Origin of the sequence: Bacteroides sp. OM05-10AA (assembly GCF_003439055.1) — a bacterium.
GTDB lineage: Bacteria > Bacteroidota > Bacteroidia > Bacteroidales > Bacteroidaceae > Bacteroides > Bacteroides intestinigallinarum.
In genome coordinates this window covers 83769-102063 of the sequence record NZ_QSUR01000028.1, presented here as the reverse complement: position 1 = coordinate 102063, position 18295 = coordinate 83769, and the positions used below count along the sequence as shown (strand labels likewise).

Below are 18295 nucleotides of genomic sequence, written 5' to 3'. Positions count from 1 at the left end.
GCGAAAGTAGGAAGAAAACTACTTCGTTTTCCTCCTACTCGATTATGAATTTGATAGAACATGGTACATATAGGTCAGTTGATACAAAAAGAATTATACCGTCAAAATCGGTCTATTACTTGGTTTGCGGAGCAGCTATGTTGTTCTCGAAGTAATATCTATAAAATATTCTCTCATTCTGATGTAAGTACTATGTTACTTTTCAAAATATCAGTGATTCTTCATTGTAACTTTTTTCGGTATTATTCGGAATCTTTAGAGGATATTGAAAAAATGTAAACTTTTTGGGTACACAGTTCTCTTCTTTATTTCACTTATTCTCCTTATCTTGTCACTGTTAATTAAAAACAGATGTACTATGATTGTTCGATCTTGTAATATAAAATGGGACTATTGTATATTAGGGATATATAATGGTTCATATTTAAGATAGTTCGGTGGGGAAATATACAATGAATTGATTGTGAGTAAGTGAACGATATCAATAAATGATATCCTGTTTTACGGTAAATAAATATCAACTACTGATGTATAATCCATATATACTCGGAAAATCTTAAAGTTGATTGTATTAAAGTCAAGTAGAGCTTTTTATAATAAATTATTCAAAGGCTTATTGATTTGACAGTCAATGTGACTTGATTTAAATTTATAATGAACTATTGATAATATGAGATCTAAAATATATTTTTTTATTTACATGTTGTTCTGTAATGCGTGTACTAATCAAATAAATGTATTGGAAAAGAATGAGCATAGTGAAAATTCTAATCCTTTCCCAATAGAGCCTATTCTTATTCTCTCGTCACTAAATTATCAAGATGTGACAATGGGAGAAACAATATCTTTAAACATTGAAACAAATAATGATGACGAAATTGAATCTATTCATGTGCTAATCGTAGAATCGGGAAAGCCATACGATAATGAAACTGATGTTTATTATCCCAGCGATGATTATTTCACAGGCTATAATTCTTATATAATGCCAGCATTTAAAGCTGGCGAATGGGATTATGTAGCCTATGCTATAACCAAAAGTAATAAAAAAATCTACTCAAACCGAGTCTCTATCAGGGTTATATATCCAGATATTACATTCATTCAAGAAGATAGAGAGTCTCCTTTTATGAGTGAGATGGATGCTGCATGGGATGAAATGCTTGCTTCTTCTAACGCAAAAGACCATTGTCGACGTGAAATGGGGTTTATTATATATATGACTGTATCAGATATAATAGGCGAAGATGTAATTTTTTATGCTGGTGACCTCGTTTATGGCCGAACTAATTGCAGTTGTAGTCTTCCTCCTAATGTAACTGTTACGATTGATGATGAGATTATAATGGGACCTGATTTACCAGGACGTTATGCCATAGCATGGTTTCACACTCATCCGGTCAATGATTGTTGTGGTGGTGGGCGTAATGTTGGCGCATCAAATGAAGATGAGATGGAAGCTGCAAAAAAAGAACTTCCAGGATTAGTGTACGATTATGTTCCAACTTTTGGAGGTATTGTAGATGGGTATACTGATAGGAATGCAGAACATGTCATTTATGTTTTTGGTCCGAAAAGGCGTACTTTCAAATGATACAATCATTATATTATTAACTTATAAACATTTAGGCGTATGAAAAGTTTTTATTTATTAATTCTATTATTATTTATGTCCACGGGGGGAGCATTTGCACAGAAAAGCAAAAAAGTTCAGAAAGACAGTATAAAATATGAAAGGAATAATCGTAAACCTATAGTGCTCATTTTCAGATATCTTACGGCAGATGGTGTGAATAACGAAAATATTGCTGATACATTTATTGTATATAGTCAGGCTGAAGCGGATTCTATAAGAAAAGAACATCAGAAAATGAAAGATGCTGAAGTCGGAATTACGCCGGAGGAAAGAAAAAAGATAAATAAGAATATGCTAATTAGAAGTAAAATACGGATAGAAGAAAAATTGCGTTGCGACACTTTAGAGCAGAAACGTAAGCAATATTATATTAGGAAGTTAAAGAAAGTAAACGATAGATTGAAAGTTATCATGGAAGGAAAAGAATGAGTGTTTTTCCATGTAGTAGTCATGAAAAAGCTTTATTTTTATTTGTTGATGTTGGTGGTTTTATTACCGTTAATATTACAAGCGCAGCCCAAAAGAAATATGGCGGCCGAGAAATATATTCTCCAAGAATTGCAGAAAAGTGCGAGAGCGAGAGGAGATATTTTGCAGATAAACCGTAAACTTAGTAAGGAGGAGAAAAGAGCTCGGGATAAAGTTAGACTGGAAGAGAGCAGGCGGCGAAAGATTATTTTGGATAGTCTGGTGAATGTTCTTCATCCGGAATTGGATATACCGGGTTTGAGGAGAGAATACAAATGGGCTCGAGAAATAGGGCACTCATCGGTTGAGCTGACGAAATCTTCTCTAAATAAAATAAATGCATTGCAAGAACGTTGTTTGCAAGTCATGCTAACTTGTCTTAAAGATTCGGCTGTTCCTGATAACTGGTTTCCATCGATTTCGAGTATTCGATCGGATTTACGGAAAATGCTGGTAAAATCCCAAAATAGGTGGAAAGAAATCCTAAGAGACAGTAGAGTGGTGGAAGTCCGTCGTCAAGTGGAAGATGCCATGCTTGCTGGAGAAAGATTGAACAATTCTGATATGAGAAAGGCATATAAGGCAATAAGTGATTTCTCTAAGGCTGAAAGACGAAAAATACGTGAAGTTCCTCATGATTATGATGTTTATGCCAAATTACATCCTGACTTTAAGTTAGGTTACCATGGCTATACTGACTTGGATGACTTTCAGGAAGACGTAGAGTGCGCTTTGCGTATATATATGAACTATTTAGCACGAAATAGGGAGGTTTTAAAAGATTGATTATATGTACTAAATTCTAATAAAAGATAAAAATTACAATATGGTAATTTTTATCTTTTATTATTGAAGTATTTACAATAGAATAAATTAAAATGTAAACTTTTGGGGTACATAATTTCCTCTTTGATTCCAGTTATTCTCTTTATCTTGTGCCCATTCGTTGTATAAGAGTAGCAGAGTATTGGACGAAATATTATAAAAATAATTGGGACATGAATTTAGTATTATTGAATTTTGTTTGGAGCGGTGTCCTTATAGGAGAAAGCTTTATTCGTTTTTGGTATATAATACCGGCTACCATTGTTATTGAAATGGTAATAATTAAGTTGATGACTTCTCATTTGTGGGGGAAGTCATTACTTATCTCTACAATTGGAAACTTGGTTTCTGGAATTATTGGGACTATTGTTATAGGATGTGCCAGTATATTAATTGATTTTCTGTTTGGTTCGGATTTCTTTCCGACTATGCTCATTACTTGGATTCTGATGTTTGCCGGAAGTTTCGGGCTTGAATACTTGACAGTGAGATGGATCTTTAAAGATAAGAGCCAGGTATTGGTATGGGCGATACTTAGCGGAAATGTTTTGAGCTATTGTTTCATTGTAATTTCTTTACTTGTTAAATATTGGATTAAATAAAAGTTTGAAAGTTATGGGTGTATTTTATCTTATTTCTGTTTTATCCATATTGATAGTGTTTATTGTACCTTGCATTATCGGTATTAGATATATGACAAAAAAACAAATAGCATGGCACATTCAGATTCTTTGGTTATTATTGATTGTATTGACTAGTTACGGTGGGCTTGTAGTTTGTATGCTTTATAATAAAGACATCTGATAGTTCTTTCCTCAAAAAGACTATTTTCTATATAATTGAATGATTTTTGTACGGTTTTGACGCATTTTAGAACCTTTTTATCCTTAAAAGGATACATCTTTGTGACTTGAATAATAACCACGAAAAACTGTATAATTAATGAACTTTAGGAGATTTTCTTTTTGGGTATTAAGCTGTGTGTTCAGTATTTGCATGGCAGGATGTAAATCAGGTAAGAGTAACGGTCAGAGTGAAGTAATTGTTGATAGTGTATGGACAAAGTCAAAGGTTCTTGAGACTATTAAGAAGGTTAATAACTATTGGCAAGAGGAGAATCCGGAACCGGCATTTGCCTTTTGGCATCCGGCAGCTTATCATACGGGAAATATTGCGGCTTATGAGGTGACAGGTAATATAGATTACAAAAAATATTCAGAGGCATGGGCTGAAAAGAATCAATGGAAAGGTGCTACTTCTGATGATAAATCCAAGTGGAAATATAATTATGGTGAAACGATGGAACATGTTCTTTTCGGAGATTGGCAGATTTGTTTTCAGACTTATATAGATTTATATAATATGGATCGGGAACCGGCGGAATATAAAATAGCTCGTGCGAAGGAGGTGATGGAATATGAAATGTCAACTCCTAATAATGACTATTGGTGGTGGGCAGACGGATTGTATATGGTAATGCCGGTGATGACTAAGCTCTATAAGGTTACGGGTAATCAGCAATATTTGGATAAATTGTATGAGTACTTTACGTATGCCAAGAATTTGATGTATGATAAGGAAAGTGCCCTGTTTTATCGGGATGGAAAATATATATATCCGAAACATAAGACTAATCAAGGATTAAAGGATTTTTGGTCGAGAGGTAATGGCTGGGTGTTTGCTGGTTTAGCAAAGGTACTACAAGATTTACCGGAGAATAATGTGCATCGTGCCGAGTATATTGAGATTTATAAAATGATGGCTAAATCATTAGCTGCTGCACAGCAGGAAGAGGGATACTGGACTCGTAGCTTATTAGATCCGGTACAGGCCCCGGGACGTGAAACTAGTGGAACCGCTTTCTTTACTTATGGATATCTTTGGGGGGTGAATAATGGATTTTTGGATAAGGTAATTTATGAACCTGTTATAAAAAAAGGTTGGGAATACCTGACTGAAATAGCTTTGCAACCTAGTGGAAAGATTGGTTATGTACAGCCGATTGGTGAAAGAGCAGACCAACATAAAAATGTAGGACCAGAAACAACTGCTGATTTTGGGGTAGGAGCTTTCTTGTTGGCAGGTTCTGAAATGGTGAAATATCTAAATGATTAGAATTTATTTTTATATTTAAATGTAATGATGAAAAGCAAAAACATCTTGGTCATTATTTTATTGTGCATGTTAAGCACGGTAATTTATGCCAAAAAAGTGAAAGTGGAAAGAAAAATCTGCGACCGTGAATATTGGGTACAGATGGCATATAAAATTGCTGCTCCGGTATTAAGTAATATGAGTAAAGGAGAGTTGAAGAAAAATATGCAGGTAGAAATCAGCCCTACTTGGGATGGAAGGAGCAAAGATGTGACGTATATGGAATGTTTCGGGCGCCTGATGTCCGGTATTGCTCCTTGGCTTTCTTTGCCGGATGATGACACGGAAGAAGGAAAAATGCGTAAGCAATTGCGTGAATGGGCTTTGAAAAGCTACGCACATGCTGTTGATCCGGATAGCCCCGATTATCTTTTATGGAGAAATGAAGGACAGCCTCTAGTAGATGCGGCTTATATTGCCAGTAGTTTTCTTCGTGCTAAAGAGCAACTTTGGGAACCATTGGATGACGTGACAAAACAACGGTATATTAAAGAATTCCAGTTGTTGCGTCGAATTGATCCGCCTTATACTAACTGGTTGCTATTTTCTGCTATGATTGAATCTTTTTTAATGGAAGCCGATGCGCAATATGATTTATTCCGTATTCATACGGCTGTTCGGAAAGCGGAAGAATGGTATGTAGGTGATGGCTGGTATTCGGATGGAGAAACTTTTGCGTTCGATTATTATAATAGCTATGTAATTCAGCCTATGTTTGTACAAGTAATGCAGACTGTGAACGATCATAAGGTAATATTACATGACCGTAGTTTGGAGATGCAAAAGAAGATTGAAGATTTAGCTAAAAAACGTATGCAACGTTTTGGAATGATTTTGGAGCGTTTTATATCTCCTGAAGCGTCCTTCCCTGTATTTGGTCGTTCTATGACTTATCGATTGGGAGTTTTCCAGCCGTTGTCAATGCTCTGCTGGAAAGAAATGTTGCCTGAAGAACTCCCGGAAGGACAAGTTCGTAATGCGTTAACTTGCGTCATGAAACGTTTATTCTCTGTTGACGGGAATTTCAATGAGAAAGGATTTCTGCAATTAGGCTTTGCTGGACATCAGACCGGGCTGGCCGACTGGTATAGTAACAATGGAAGTATGTATATAACATCAGAGGTTTTTCTTCCTTTAGGACTTCCTGCTAATCATTCCTTTTGGACATCGGCTCCTCAAGATTGGACTTCTAAGAAAGCATGGAGCGGTCGTGAGTTTCCGAAAGATCATGCAATTCATTATTAGTAAGGTGCGATGATTAAATTTTGATCTGTACAATAAAATAGATATTTATGAGATTATTGCAATTATTGATAGCAACTACAGTCTGTTTAAGCAGTTGTTCTACTAAAGTTATGAAAGAAGAGATACGTATGGTGGAACTTCAAAATCCGATTATACCCGGATATTTTGCCGATCCGTCTTTGGTGCAGTACAATGGTAAATTTTATATGTATGTGACAGCTGATCCTTGGGGAACTGGTTTTCTTTCCTGTTGGGTATCAGATGATTTCCAAAATTGGACATTTCATACTTTAAATTGGCCGACAAAAGCTGCATGTACTACTTCTCTTTCGGAAGTTAATAAAGTGTGGGCGCCTTCGGTAATCCAAAAAGGGGATACTTTCTATATGTATGTGTCTGTTGGTTCGGAAGTATGGTGTGGAAAAGCAAAACATCCGTTGGGTCCATGGGAGAATATGCTCATGGATAAGCCAATGATTCAGGGGGATTCGACGAAATACTATCATGTGATTGATGCAGAGGCTTTTGTGGATGATGATGGTAAAACATATCTTTATTGGGGATCAGGATGGAACTGGACGAACGGACATTGTTTTGCTGCGGAATTGAATGACGATATGAGTTCTTTTCGTGCAGAACCTGTAGAAGTGACTCCAGCGCATTACTTTGAGGCTCCACTGATGGTGAAACATAATGGTAAATACTATCTGACTTATTCGGAAGGAAAGACGATTGATGAAACATACGAAGTACGTTATGCAATTGGTGATCATCCGCTTGGACCTTTCACGGAAGCTGCAAATAGTCCTATATTGAAAGTTAATGATAGCTTACAAGTGTATGGACCGGGACATCATACTTTATTTTCTTATGCTGGTGAGGATTATATTCTGTATCATCGACATAGGTTACCTTTTGTGAAAGGAACGGCTTATAGGCAGACTTGCATCAGTAAACTGACTTTTGATGAGGCTAATAATGAAATCAATAAAATCATTCCTTATCATACGCAATTATTTCCGGATTTAGCCAAAGAAAAAAGGCTATACATTCAACCGGAAACGATTACCGGAAGTTCTTCTTATGCAGATTATGCTGTGCCTGGAAAACTGACAGATAGAGATTATGGTACACGCTGGGAACCTGCCGACGAAGATAAGGCCCCTGTTTTGACGGTTTTGTTTGATAATATAGTGGCAGTTGATACAATGGAAGTGCGTTTTGAGTACCCTTGGGAAAAATATTTTATGAAGGTTGAAATCTCGTCAGATAATAACGATTGGACTGTTGCTGCTGATTATACTGCTAATGGAATCTTAGGGTCTCCAGTTAATGTGTTGATAGGTAAACAGTGTAAGTTTATAAAATTGTCATTTATGACTTTGGAAAGTAGTGCTAAGCCATCTATTTGGGAGATTATGTTTTATTGATGTGAACTTTGAAAAAATCAGATGTTATTATATATCTTTATTTTGATTATAATTTTGTTAGTTCCTGGGGTAATTGCTGTTTTTTTATGAATAGGAAAGGATTAGCTCTATCAACTCAGATACTGTGGTTATTAATAATATTATCAACGGGGTATATTGGACTTATTACATGTTTATTGTATTATGATGATAGAACTTAAAATAATACTAACTAACCTTTATTATAAACGTCAATCCCGTCAATACTATTAAGAGGTATTGGCGGGATTTTTATAAAGAGTCAAATTGATACTAAAAAGCCATAATTAGGAAATATTGAATGAATATTATCCTATTTTGACCGATTTAAAGACCTTTGTGTAAGAAGAATATTCCATCTTTGCATCAGTTTTCAATAGGTAATAGTTTTAGTTTTTTGGGGTAATTAAATGGGATTGGTTTTCAAATTCGCTATCGGTTTTAATGGAAACATTAACCGGTGGTGAATTTCTAAAGAGATTAATGTATCATGAAAACAATAGAATAGATTGAAAATGAAAAGACCTTTATTGTATTTGCTTATTTTGTTAGTGACTGTATTCAGCACTTCCTGTACTCAATCTTCAAAAGGAACATTTGAGGTGGGTGACAAGACTTTCTTGCTTAATGGAGAGCCGTTTGTCGTAAAAGCGGCAGAGATTCATTATCCTCGTATTCCAAAGGAATATTGGGAACATCGTATTAAGATGTCTAAGGCGTTGGGTATGAATACCATTTGTCTTTATGTTTTTTGGAACTTCCATGAACCGGAAGAAGGAAAATATGATTTTACCGGACAAAAGGATATTGCAGCATTTTGTCGTCTTGCACAGAAGAATGGTATGTACGTCATTGTGCGTCCTGGTCCTTATGTGTGTGCAGAGTGGGAGATGGGCGGATTGCCTTGGTGGTTACTGAAAAAGAAAGATATTAAGCTCCGTGAACAGGATCCGTATTATATGGAGCGTGTGAAATTGTTTATGAATGAAGTTGGTAAACAACTTGCTGATCTTCAGATTAGCAAAGGTGGAAATATAATTATGGTACAAGTAGAAAATGAATATGGCTCATTTGGTATTGACAAGCCTTATATTTCTGCTATCCGTGATCTTGTGAAGCAAGCGGGATTCACAGGGGTACCTTTATTCCAGTGTGACTGGAATTCTAATTTTGAGAACAATGCTTTGGATGATCTTCTTTGGACTGTCAATTTTGGTACGGGAGCCAATATAGATCAGCAGTTTGAACGTTTGAAAGAGCTTCGTCCTGATACTCCATTGATGTGTAGTGAGTTCTGGTCCGGATGGTTCGATCATTGGGGAGCGAAGCATGAGACACGCAGTGCGGAGGATTTGGTAAAAGGAATGAAAGATATGCTCGATCGTAATATTTCATTTAGTTTATATATGACTCATGGAGGTACTAGTTTCGGACATTGGGGAGGAGCAAACTTCCCGAACTTCTCTCCGACATGTACGTCTTATGATTATGATGCACCTATCAATGAATCAGGAAAAGTCACTCCCAAATATTTTGAAGTACGTAAATTGTTAAGTAACTATTTACCTGAAGGCGAATCGTTGCCGGAAATCCCGGATTCTATTCCAACGATTACTGTTCCTTCATTTAAGTTAGATGAAGTGGCGATACTGTTTGATAATCTGCCGGAGCCAAAAATCAGTGAAAATATTCAGTCAATGGAAGCGTTTGATCAGGGTTGGGGAAGTATTCTATATCGAACTACACTTCCGGCATCTAACGAAGAGCAAGTTCTGACAATTACAGAGGCTCATGACTGGGCACAGGTTTTCCTTGATGGCAGGAAATTGGCGACATTAAGTCGTTTGAAAGGGGAAGGGACTGTTATTCTTCCACCTGTGAAAGAAGGAGCCCAATTGGATATTCTGGTAGAAGCGATGGGCCGTATGAATTTCGGTAAAGGTATTTATGATTGGAAAGGTATTACTGAAAAGGTGGAAATTCAATCGGACGGTGCTGCTACTTCATTGAAGAATTGGAAAGTTTATAATATCCCGGTTGATTATGCTTTTGCAAAGAATAAGAAATTTGTGAAACAAGATAATCCGAAAAAAGACCCTGCGTATTATCGTGGAACATTTGCGCTGGATAAAACCGGTGATACTTTCCTGGATATGACTAACTGGAGTAAAGGGATGGTCTGGGTGAATGGTTATGCTATTGGACGTTACTGGGAAATAGGACCACAACAAACCTTATATGTGCCGGGATGTTGGTTGAAGAAAGGTGAGAACGAAGTGATTATATTGGATATGGCTGGACCTGTACAACCGGAAACGGCAGGCTTGCAACAACCTATTCTCGATAATTTACGCGTTCATGGTGCTGCCTATGCACATCGTAAAGTAGGTGAGAACTTGGACTTGAGCGGAGAAACGCCCGTTTATAAAGGTTCTTTCAAGGCGGGTAATGGTTGGCAACATGTGAAGTTTGGAAAAGAGGTGGAAACACGTTTCTTCTGTCTGGAAGCATTGAATGCACATGATGGGAAAGATTTTGCAGCCATTGCGGAATTGGAGTTACTGGGAGCTGATGGCAAGCCCTTGTCACGCCAACATTGGAAAGTTGTTTATGCAGATAGTGAGGAAACGGAAGAAGCGAATAATATTGCAACGAATGTGTTCGACTTGCAGGAATCTACCTTTTGGCACACAAGCTATTCTTCGGCTGCCAAACATAAATTCCCGCATCAGATTGTGATTAATCTCGGTGAAGATAAGGTAGTAACCGGATTTTCATATTTGCCGAGAGCAGAAGCCGGTAAGACAGGCATGATTAAAGATTATCGGGTATATCTGAAAATGACACCCTTTAAAATCTAAAGGGAATAATAAGATAATTGTATGTCTATGATGTACACTGAAGACATTTAAGTCATAAGGTTAATTATTAAGTTTGTTCATTAAGTTATAGAGAAGTAAAAGAATAACTTTCACGTGAGTGACGGTTTTTCTTTTACTTCTCTTTTTTATAATAGTTGCAATCATAAAGTGGGTTATTTTTGTTCTTTCTCTTAATTTATTGTATAATCTAAAATAACTAATGATGCAAAAAATGAATAAGAATGGATTTAACCAATGTGCCGGAGCGTACATTGAGCGTTTGCGAAAAGAAGGGAGATATTCTACTGCTCATGTTTACAAGAATGCCCTTTTTTCTTTTAGTAAGTTTTGTGGAACAACGAACATATCGTTCAGACAAGTCACGCGGGAATGCTTACGTTGCTATGGGCAGTATCTTTATGAGTCAGGATTGAAGCTCAATACGGTTTCTACCTATATGCGTATGCTGCGTAGCATCTACAATAGGGGAGTGGAAGCGGGAAGAGCTCCTTATGTGCCCCGGTTGTTTCATGACGTCTATACAGGTGTGGATATCCGGCAAAAGAAAGCATTGCCTGTAATCGAATTGCATAAACTTCTGTATGAAGATCCTAAGTCCGAACGCTTGCGCCGTACACAGACGATTGCTGCTCTGATGTTTCAGTTTTGTGGGATGTCATTCGCGGATTTGGCGCATTTAGAGAAATCAGCTTTGGACCAAAATGTGCTTCAATATAACCGTATCAAGACTAAAACGCCTATGAGCCTGGAAATTTTGGATAGTGCAAAGGAGATGATTGATCAGCTTCGAAGCAATAAACCTGCTGTTCCTGATTGTCCCGACTATTTATTCAATATTTTACATGGCGATAAGAAACGGAAAGATGAAAGAGCATATAGGGAATATCAATCTGCTCTTCGGAACTTTAATAATTGTTTGAAGGATTTGGCTAGGGCACTACATTTGAATTCCCCCGTCACTTCATATACTTTCCGACATTCGTGGGCTACTACCGCTAAATATCGCGGAGTTCCGATTGAAATGATTAGTGAATCGTTGGGGCACAAATCTATTAAAACCACACAAATATATCTGAAAGGCTTTGGATTAAGAGAACGTACAGAAGTTAATAGAAGGAATTTATCTTACATTAAAAATTGTAATGTTAGCAGGTGATATATAGGCAAAACTCTAATAATCAATATCTAATTATGTCTGTTACTTCTTAGGTAACGGATTTTAATACGACGCAAAGATAAACAAAAATATAGATAGCAAACAAATATAATCTCATTTTTTTTCGTTTTATCTGATATATATGGCAAGAAAAAATCCGAACATGAAATAATCTTATCTTCATGCCCTATGATTTATATGTCCTGTTAAAAAGAGAATTCCCCCCCTTCGCTAAAGGCCAAAACCCTTCTATTACTGTAATTGTCGATGTTTTTCTCTGCTTTCATTCTAGTTGTTCTCGATTGTGTGTTTACTGTTACCTAAGAAGTAACGGAATTATATAAGGTAAAAATAGTAGATTAATCAATGGCTTGAGGGTATCTCTATTTAAAAGTATAACATACAAATAAAGATGAAACAAACTAAAGCAACTTTTAGGAATAAGTCATTTATTTCATTGAAAGGTAGTATTCTATTTTTGATTCTCATTTTGATGACCTCCAGTTTGGTTCATGCTCAATATTCCATAGGAACAACGGGGCAGTTGATGATACCTACTGCTGAAATGCAAGAGACTGGTACATTTATGGGTGGAGCCAATTTCTTACCCGAACAGCTTACTCCTTCGGTTTTCAGTTTCCCTACCATGAACTATTTTGTAGATATGACTCTTTTTTCTTTTATCGAATTCACTTATCGGATGACATTGCTCAAAATGACAACAGCTACGGGTAGAACCGGTTATCATAATCAAGACCGTTCTAATACGATTCGTATTCGTCCGATAAAGGAAAGTCGTTATTTTCCGGCTGTTGTGGTTGGTGGAGACGATCTCTTGACGGAAAAGAAGACGCCATATTGGGGAGCTTATTATGGTGTATTAACAAAGACTATCGGATTCCGTTCGGGGGATCAATTGGCTGTGACGGCAGGTTGGTATATTCATCAGGGCGATTGCCGGGTATATAATAAGGGGCCTTTCGGAGGTGTCCGCTACACGCCTTCTTTTTGCAAGGAGTTAAAGTTGATGGCTGAATATGATACGCGTGGATGGAATCTGGGTGCTGCCATGCGCTTTTGGAAGCATTTGTCCGTCAATGTGTTTACTCGTGAATTTACATGTGTTTCCGCTGGTCTGCGGTATGAATGTATATTAATACATTAAAATAAAGATGAAAAGGATCGTTAGTATAGCAGCCGTTTTTCTCTGTGGTATTTCTTTGTTGCAGGCACAGCTACTCCGCGTGAGTGATGCCCTGAAAGAATTGAAAATGGAGAATATTTCGGTTGTGGAGAATAAGGACACGATAACTGTCGCTTTTGAGACCTCTACCTATAGAGGCATTTATAATGGAATAGGTATTGCCATAAGCCATTTGGTTGCCATACCGGAAATACCGACTTTGCAGTTGCTTATATTGGATAATGCCTTACCGCAATTATGTATAACTATCCCTGCGGAATTGATTCAAAGATATCAGTCCGGTGAATATGCGTTGGATGAAGTGTATCGTAATATGGCGATGACAACTTCTACCAAAACTGCTGTGCATCGGCTGAAAGGTGTAAAACGGGAAGAAAGTTCTTTCGGTAAGGTAGATCTGGTGGTATATCCCAGTGTGATGTTAGTCAATAATGTAACTTATAAGTTGTATAAAGCGGCTTTGGAATTGCAGCCTGCTTTAGAAATGCAATTATGGAAGGGAGCTTCGCTGCGGATGCAGGTTTCTTTGCCCATTGTGAGTAATGAAGATGGTAAATGGGACTGTGTTCGCTTCGGATTCGTGACTTTACGCCAGGATTTCCGTTTGGCTAACCATTGGAAAGGATACCTTGCTGGCGGTAGTTTTTCTAATGACCGTCAGGGGCTTGCTGCAGGAATCGGCTATTTTTCTGCGAATGGGCGGTGGACAGTAGAAGGTGGCGGAGGAATTACCGGTTCTTCCCATTTCTACGGTAGTGAATGGAAAATGAGTAAGTGGGGAAGAGTTAATGGACAGCTTAGTGTAGGATATTATGTACCGGAAGTGAACACCTTGGTGAAAGTAGAAGGAGCTCGTTTTATTTATGGAGATTATGGAGTGCGTGGAACTCTTTCACGTTATTTCGGTGAATATATTGTAGGCATATATGGTATGTATACAGATGGAGCAACGAATGCGGGATTTAATTTTTCTATTCCGTTACCGGGAAAGAAACGCAAGCGACATGCGCTACGGGTGATGCTTCCCGAATATTTTGCTTTTCAATATGATATGCGTAGTGGAAATGAATATGCCCACCGTTCGTTGGGCGAAAGTTATAGTATAGAACCTAAGTCTGCCGAGAACTCACGTTTCTGGCAGCCGGATTATATCCGTTATTATTTGATTAGAACGAGTGAGAAATGAATCATGATTGATATTTAAACTAGTATTTTTAACAAATTTGAAACATTATGAAAAGTGTAAAATGGTTTTATGTGGGTGCCATGGCGATAGCCTTGGGTGTGTTGTCTTTTGCGACAGTTGCGTGTCATGATGATGATGACGATCCGAAACCGGCAGAAGGGGAAGTCATTGAAAGTCCGAAACCGGTAGTGGAGTACTACATTATGGGTACGGTCACTTCAAAAGGCACAGGAATGAATGGGGTGACTGTGAAAGTAGGAAGTAAAAATTGTACAACGGACTCCAATGGTAAGTTTTCTGTTACAGAAAGTGCTACAGGTACTTATGAAATTACCGTTTCTCATACCGGTTATCTCTCTCAAAAGACTTCTGTGACAATAGCTGACAATGCGGAGAACCGTAGTGTGATAACAGTGGCTTTAGCTCTAACTGGGGAAAGTCCGAAAGAAGAAGTCAAATTGGACGCACAGGAAGCAACTGTTGTGGAAGATAAAAGTACATCAAATACGGATATTCCGGCAACTTCAGACGATTTAGGAAAGGTTGAACCGGCTAAAATTGTAGAAGATGTACCCTTGGCGAAAGTGGCCATAGAGATTCCGGCAGGAGCTATTGAAGCAGAAGGGCAGAATGCAGGAATTGTGAAAGACGGTAAAGTCAATATCAGTGTCACTACGTTTGTTCCTGCTCCCGAAAAGGTTACTACCGAAGTTAAACCTGCTGAAGAAGGCAAGGCTGTAGATAAGAGCATTCCTTTGGCTGCAGCTCATTTTGAACCGACAGGATTAAAATTCAAAGAGGCTGTTAACATATCTATTCCTAACCCTATTCCGGGTATAACTTTCCCGAAGAACAGTATGCAACTGACTTATCAGAATCCGCAATCAGGACAATGGGAAGTGGAGAAAGAATCAGGGCAAAATGTAGAGGTTACTTTGAGTGAAGATGGTAATTATATAGCTCCGGTGAAACACTTTTCCGCTTATGCAATAGAAAACAAAGTGTCTAGCACTATCAGCAAAGAGGAAATTCAGAAAAGCGAAGTACTGGGACAGGCAAGTCGTGATAATAGCGAGAATGCGAAAGCTGTGACAGGTATCGTGTTGAAATATTCTGAAAAAGCTGGTTGGGACTATGTCGGTGGTGTAGATGGAGTGGTTGCGGCTATAAAAAATGCCTTAGGTACCAGTGACCAAACGACAATAAATGCAATGGCAGCTTATCTCAAAACCCGTATGTATTCGTTGATGGGTTCAACATCCGGAATCACTACTACCGAACGTACATATAATACGGTAAATGTGAATGGTTATACTACGATGGATTATGCTTGTTATGCTAAGACTCGTACAACTACATTGACTACAACAGTTATCTATAGCGGGCAGACAAAAACGATATCTATCTCTGCAAAACGCTATACAGGTGCTGACCAGCAATATAAGACGGTAACTTATAATCCGACACATAGTGGTGGTAAAGGTGGTAGTATGTAATTTATTCGACCTACGTATCAATATTTAATTTGATACATATTTCCCATACATATCATTTGTCTGTGAAGATCGTTGATATGATTTTGATGCGATTCATAGAATCGACATGTAATATTTTTTAATAAAGCCCTTTTGAATATGCTTCTTTTTTTCAATAAACCCTTTTAAGCATATTCATAGAGAGTATAGAAGGAGGAGGTCACTGTGAAGCGGTCTCCTCTTTTGCTTTTCGGAAATACTGTATTACATTAGAAATAATATCCTAAATTTACAAAGCAGCTTCCTTTATCCGTCTGATTGGAATATCCTAATGATATTTCCAATGGTCCGAAGATACTATCCATTCCATAGCCGGCACTGATACCGAATAATTGTTTGCCTTTCAATATATCGAAAAAATTACTATCCGTTAGTCCGTAGTTGCCTGTCAACGTGAGATAATGAATGGCTCCCATACGTTGCCTGAATTTTATAGAGGCGATCATAACGGTGTTGTCCATTAATTCCAGATTGGTAACCCCGGCAAAAGGTAATTGCTGGGGAATATAGAAACCGGGGACATCACCGCCAATGGCATTTTGTAGCGGATACGGAAAATCCCTTCCAATCAGGATACGTCCGTAAATGGAAGGAATGACTGCGAAACGGCGGGTTACAGGAATGACGCTTGCCCACGAAGCATTCAGTGCTGAAAATGGAGCGTGTTCGTTGTATTGTGCCATATTATCCGTATAGAGTGAATAGGCGGCTCTGAAGTCACTTCCTTTAGAAGGGAAACGTCCTTTATCATAGGTATTATATTGCACTTGGGCAAAATAACTTAGGAAATGTTCCGATTCTACTTTCAGGTCGGAGATTTCAGGTTTCTTAAACAGGAAATCCTTGTATTTGTAATATTCAAAACGAAGACCGAGTCCGAAACGGAAATTCTTGTACCATACATCAGAGAAACCGAATTCGGCCAGATGATATTTGTAAGTTGTATTATAGGCACGGTCGCCTTCCTCGTAAATATTGATATCGTTGTATTGGAACATATACGAGAAGTTGAAATTACGCTGTTGCATTGGTTCCAGCGTATAGTCTATGCGGACAGCATATCGTTTACCCAACCGACCGGTAAGGGCCAATCGGGAAGGAATACGAGTTTTGAGGTCTGCTGTTGCATTGACCAACAAAGATGCGATCTCTTCTGAATCGAAACGGATGCCCAGATTGATTCTTCTTTCATATTTTTCCTGCAACAGGAAGTTTAGGTGATAACCTTCAGGTGTCTCTTTCAACGTATAACTGGCACTGGAGTAGGACTGACTGCCACGTAACTGATACAGGGCCTGTTCTATTTGTTGAGTGGAAATATCACTGTTTTCTTCCAGTTTACATTTCTTCATCAGCCATTTTTTGTCATCCACTTCTACTCCTGAAAATGAGATGTCTGTCACATAAACGGTGCGTGCATTGGAAAGAGAAGAATAAGGACCGTGTTGTTTCGGAGTGTAGTCTTCGGCTATTCCTATTTTCTTTTTTAAGGCAAGCAACGAACTCCATTGGTCTTTTGCAGCTTCTTCGCCTCTTCGCATCAGCGTATCAATAGCGGCCGGAGTAAAACTGGCGGATGAATATCCATCTACATTGACACGGATATAGGTATCTGTGAGATCTACATTCTTTTCATGGTTAGACTGACAGGTGATATCTACAATTTGCCCCAGAATGTCGGGGACGCTATTGAGCTTGTCGGCTTTCTTGAGAGCATTTTGCACATCTACCCCGATGATAATATCGGCTCCCATTGCTTTCACTACATCCGCCGGATAGTTGTTTACAATACCACCGTCCACTAATACCATGCTGTCTTGTCGTACCGGAGTAAATACACCGGGGATAGCCATACTGGCACGCATGGCAGTTGAGAGTATTCCGTCGTGGAATACGATTTGCTCTCCGTTGACAACATTGGCAGCCACACAGGCAAAAGGAATGGGTAGTTTATTAAAGTCGATGGAGTCATGATACCCCACGGTAAGGTCTGAAAATAGATTAGCCAGATTCTGTCCTTTCATGATTCCTCCGGTAGCGGCATCTTTGGGAGTTTTGGTGAAAGGGATAGAGACTGTATATTTTTCAGATCGCTCACGATCTGTTAATGACATGGCACTTCTTTTGATACGGTCACTCAACAGGAATGTCCAATCTTGCTTCCGTACCATACTGTCCAATTGTTCCGGAGTATAGCCGATGGCATAAAGACCACCTACGATAGCTCCCATACTGGTACCGGCTATATAGTCGATAGGAATTCCGGCTTCTTCGATCACTTTCAGTGCTTTGATGTGTGCCATTCCTTTGGCACCGCCGCCACTTAGAACGACACCTACCTTTTTTCTTTGTTCCTGAGAATGCAAAGAAAAAGGCAATAATAAGCCAATTGATAAAACTAATGTTGAAAAGATTTGTTTTTTCATTAGGACATGGTCTAGTGTTGATGTTTAATATAATACAAATGTAGAGCATAATTTGTTTAGTTGTTGAAATGGGAATTAAAAAAAATGTTCCAAAAGTCGGAAATGTGGATAATTTCTACACAAGACAGTG

Annotated in this window: 13 protein-coding genes; 12 read left to right on the top strand and 1 reads right to left on the bottom strand. The window is 38.1% G+C overall.

Going from position 1 to position 18295, the window contains the following annotated elements; all coding sequences use genetic code 11:
• Nucleotides 1-670: 670 nt before the first annotated feature.
• The 12 genes from DXB58_RS19720 (at nt 671) to DXB58_RS19660 (ending at nt 15700) form a co-directional block, all read left to right on the top strand.
• A complete protein-coding gene (locus DXB58_RS19720; protein ID WP_122137986.1) occupies nt 671-1594 on the top strand; it encodes a hypothetical protein in 924 nt (307 codons plus the stop codon).
• A 39-nt stretch (nt 1595-1633) separates the two neighbouring features.
• Entirely contained in the window at nt 1634-2065 is a 432-nt protein-coding gene (locus DXB58_RS19715) for a hypothetical protein (RefSeq protein WP_147338738.1), read from the top strand.
• Between the two features lie 21 nt (nt 2066-2086).
• Entirely contained in the window at nt 2087-2890 is an 804-nt protein-coding gene (locus DXB58_RS19710) for a hypothetical protein (protein WP_122137984.1), read from the top strand.
• Nucleotides 2891-3102: 212 nt separating this feature from the next.
• Complete coding sequence (locus DXB58_RS19705; RefSeq protein WP_122137983.1) at nt 3103-3531, top strand: hypothetical protein; 429 nt, start codon at nt 3103-3105, stop codon at nt 3529-3531.
• A 340-nt stretch (nt 3532-3871) separates the two neighbouring features.
• Entirely contained in the window at nt 3872-5044 is a 1173-nt protein-coding gene (locus DXB58_RS19695) for a glycoside hydrolase family 88 protein (protein ID WP_122137981.1), read from the top strand.
• Between the two features lie 24 nt (nt 5045-5068).
• The gene (locus tag DXB58_RS19690; protein ID WP_122137980.1) at nt 5069-6328 is read left to right on the top strand and encodes a DUF2264 domain-containing protein; all 1260 of its coding nucleotides are present in this window, start codon (nt 5069-5071) and stop codon (nt 6326-6328) included.
• A gap of 47 nt (nt 6329-6375) precedes the next feature.
• Complete coding sequence (locus tag DXB58_RS19685) at nt 6376-7758, top strand: family 43 glycosylhydrolase (protein ID WP_122137979.1); 1383 nt, start codon at nt 6376-6378, stop codon at nt 7756-7758.
• A 533-nt stretch (nt 7759-8291) separates the two neighbouring features.
• The gene (locus DXB58_RS19680; RefSeq protein ID WP_122137978.1) at nt 8292-10637 is read left to right on the top strand and encodes a beta-galactosidase; all 2346 of its coding nucleotides are present in this window, start codon (nt 8292-8294) and stop codon (nt 10635-10637) included.
• 223 nt (nt 10638-10860) lie between these two features.
• Entirely contained in the window at nt 10861-11814 is a 954-nt protein-coding gene (locus DXB58_RS19675; protein ID WP_122137990.1) for a tyrosine-type DNA invertase cluster 3b, read from the top strand.
• A 412-nt stretch (nt 11815-12226) separates the two neighbouring features.
• Nucleotides 12227-12979 (top strand): YjbH domain-containing protein, encoded by a 753-nt coding sequence (locus DXB58_RS19670; RefSeq protein WP_122137977.1) that lies wholly within the window; start codon nt 12227-12229, stop codon nt 12977-12979.
• 7 nt (nt 12980-12986) lie between these two features.
• Nucleotides 12987-14204, top strand: coding sequence for a hypothetical protein (locus DXB58_RS19665; RefSeq protein WP_122137976.1), 1218 nt, complete (start codon nt 12987-12989; stop codon nt 14202-14204).
• A 47-nt stretch (nt 14205-14251) separates the two neighbouring features.
• The gene (locus DXB58_RS19660) at nt 14252-15700 is read left to right on the top strand and encodes a carboxypeptidase regulatory-like domain-containing protein (RefSeq protein WP_122137975.1); all 1449 of its coding nucleotides are present in this window, start codon (nt 14252-14254) and stop codon (nt 15698-15700) included.
• A gap of 248 nt (nt 15701-15948) precedes the next feature.
• On the opposite strand, the gene DXB58_RS19655 is transcribed toward DXB58_RS19660, so the two are convergent.
• Nucleotides 15949-18165, bottom strand: coding sequence for a patatin-like phospholipase family protein (locus tag DXB58_RS19655; RefSeq protein ID WP_122137974.1), 2217 nt, complete (start codon nt 18163-18165; stop codon nt 15949-15951).
• Nucleotides 18166-18295 lie beyond the last annotated feature (130 nt).

Coding starts and splice junctions, on each gene's coding strand:
- DXB58_RS19690 (WP_122137980.1), top strand. CDS start 5,069: ATGATGAAAAGCAAAAACATCTTGGTCATTATTTTATTGTGCATGTTA.
- DXB58_RS19720 (WP_122137986.1), top strand. CDS start 671: ATGAGATCTAAAATATATTTTTTTATTTACATGTTGTTCTGTAATGCG.
- DXB58_RS19660 (WP_122137975.1), top strand. CDS start 14,252: ATGAAAAGTGTAAAATGGTTTTATGTGGGTGCCATGGCGATAGCCTTG.
- DXB58_RS19695 (WP_122137981.1), top strand. CDS start 3,872: ATGAACTTTAGGAGATTTTCTTTTTGGGTATTAAGCTGTGTGTTCAGT.
- DXB58_RS19675 (WP_122137990.1), top strand. CDS start 10,861: ATGCAAAAAATGAATAAGAATGGATTTAACCAATGTGCCGGAGCGTAC.
- DXB58_RS19685 (WP_122137979.1), top strand. CDS start 6,376: ATGAGATTATTGCAATTATTGATAGCAACTACAGTCTGTTTAAGCAGT.
- DXB58_RS19665 (WP_122137976.1), top strand. CDS start 12,987: ATGAAAAGGATCGTTAGTATAGCAGCCGTTTTTCTCTGTGGTATTTCT.
- DXB58_RS19655 (WP_122137974.1), bottom strand. CDS start 18,165: ATGAAAAAACAAATCTTTTCAACATTAGTTTTATCAATTGGCTTATTA.
- DXB58_RS19705 (WP_122137983.1), top strand. CDS start 3,103: ATGAATTTAGTATTATTGAATTTTGTTTGGAGCGGTGTCCTTATAGGA.
- DXB58_RS19680 (WP_122137978.1), top strand. CDS start 8,292: ATGAAAAGACCTTTATTGTATTTGCTTATTTTGTTAGTGACTGTATTC.
- DXB58_RS19710 (WP_122137984.1), top strand. CDS start 2,087: ATGAAAAAGCTTTATTTTTATTTGTTGATGTTGGTGGTTTTATTACCG.
- DXB58_RS19715 (WP_147338738.1), top strand. CDS start 1,634: ATGAAAAGTTTTTATTTATTAATTCTATTATTATTTATGTCCACGGGG.
- DXB58_RS19670 (WP_122137977.1), top strand. CDS start 12,227: ATGAAACAAACTAAAGCAACTTTTAGGAATAAGTCATTTATTTCATTG.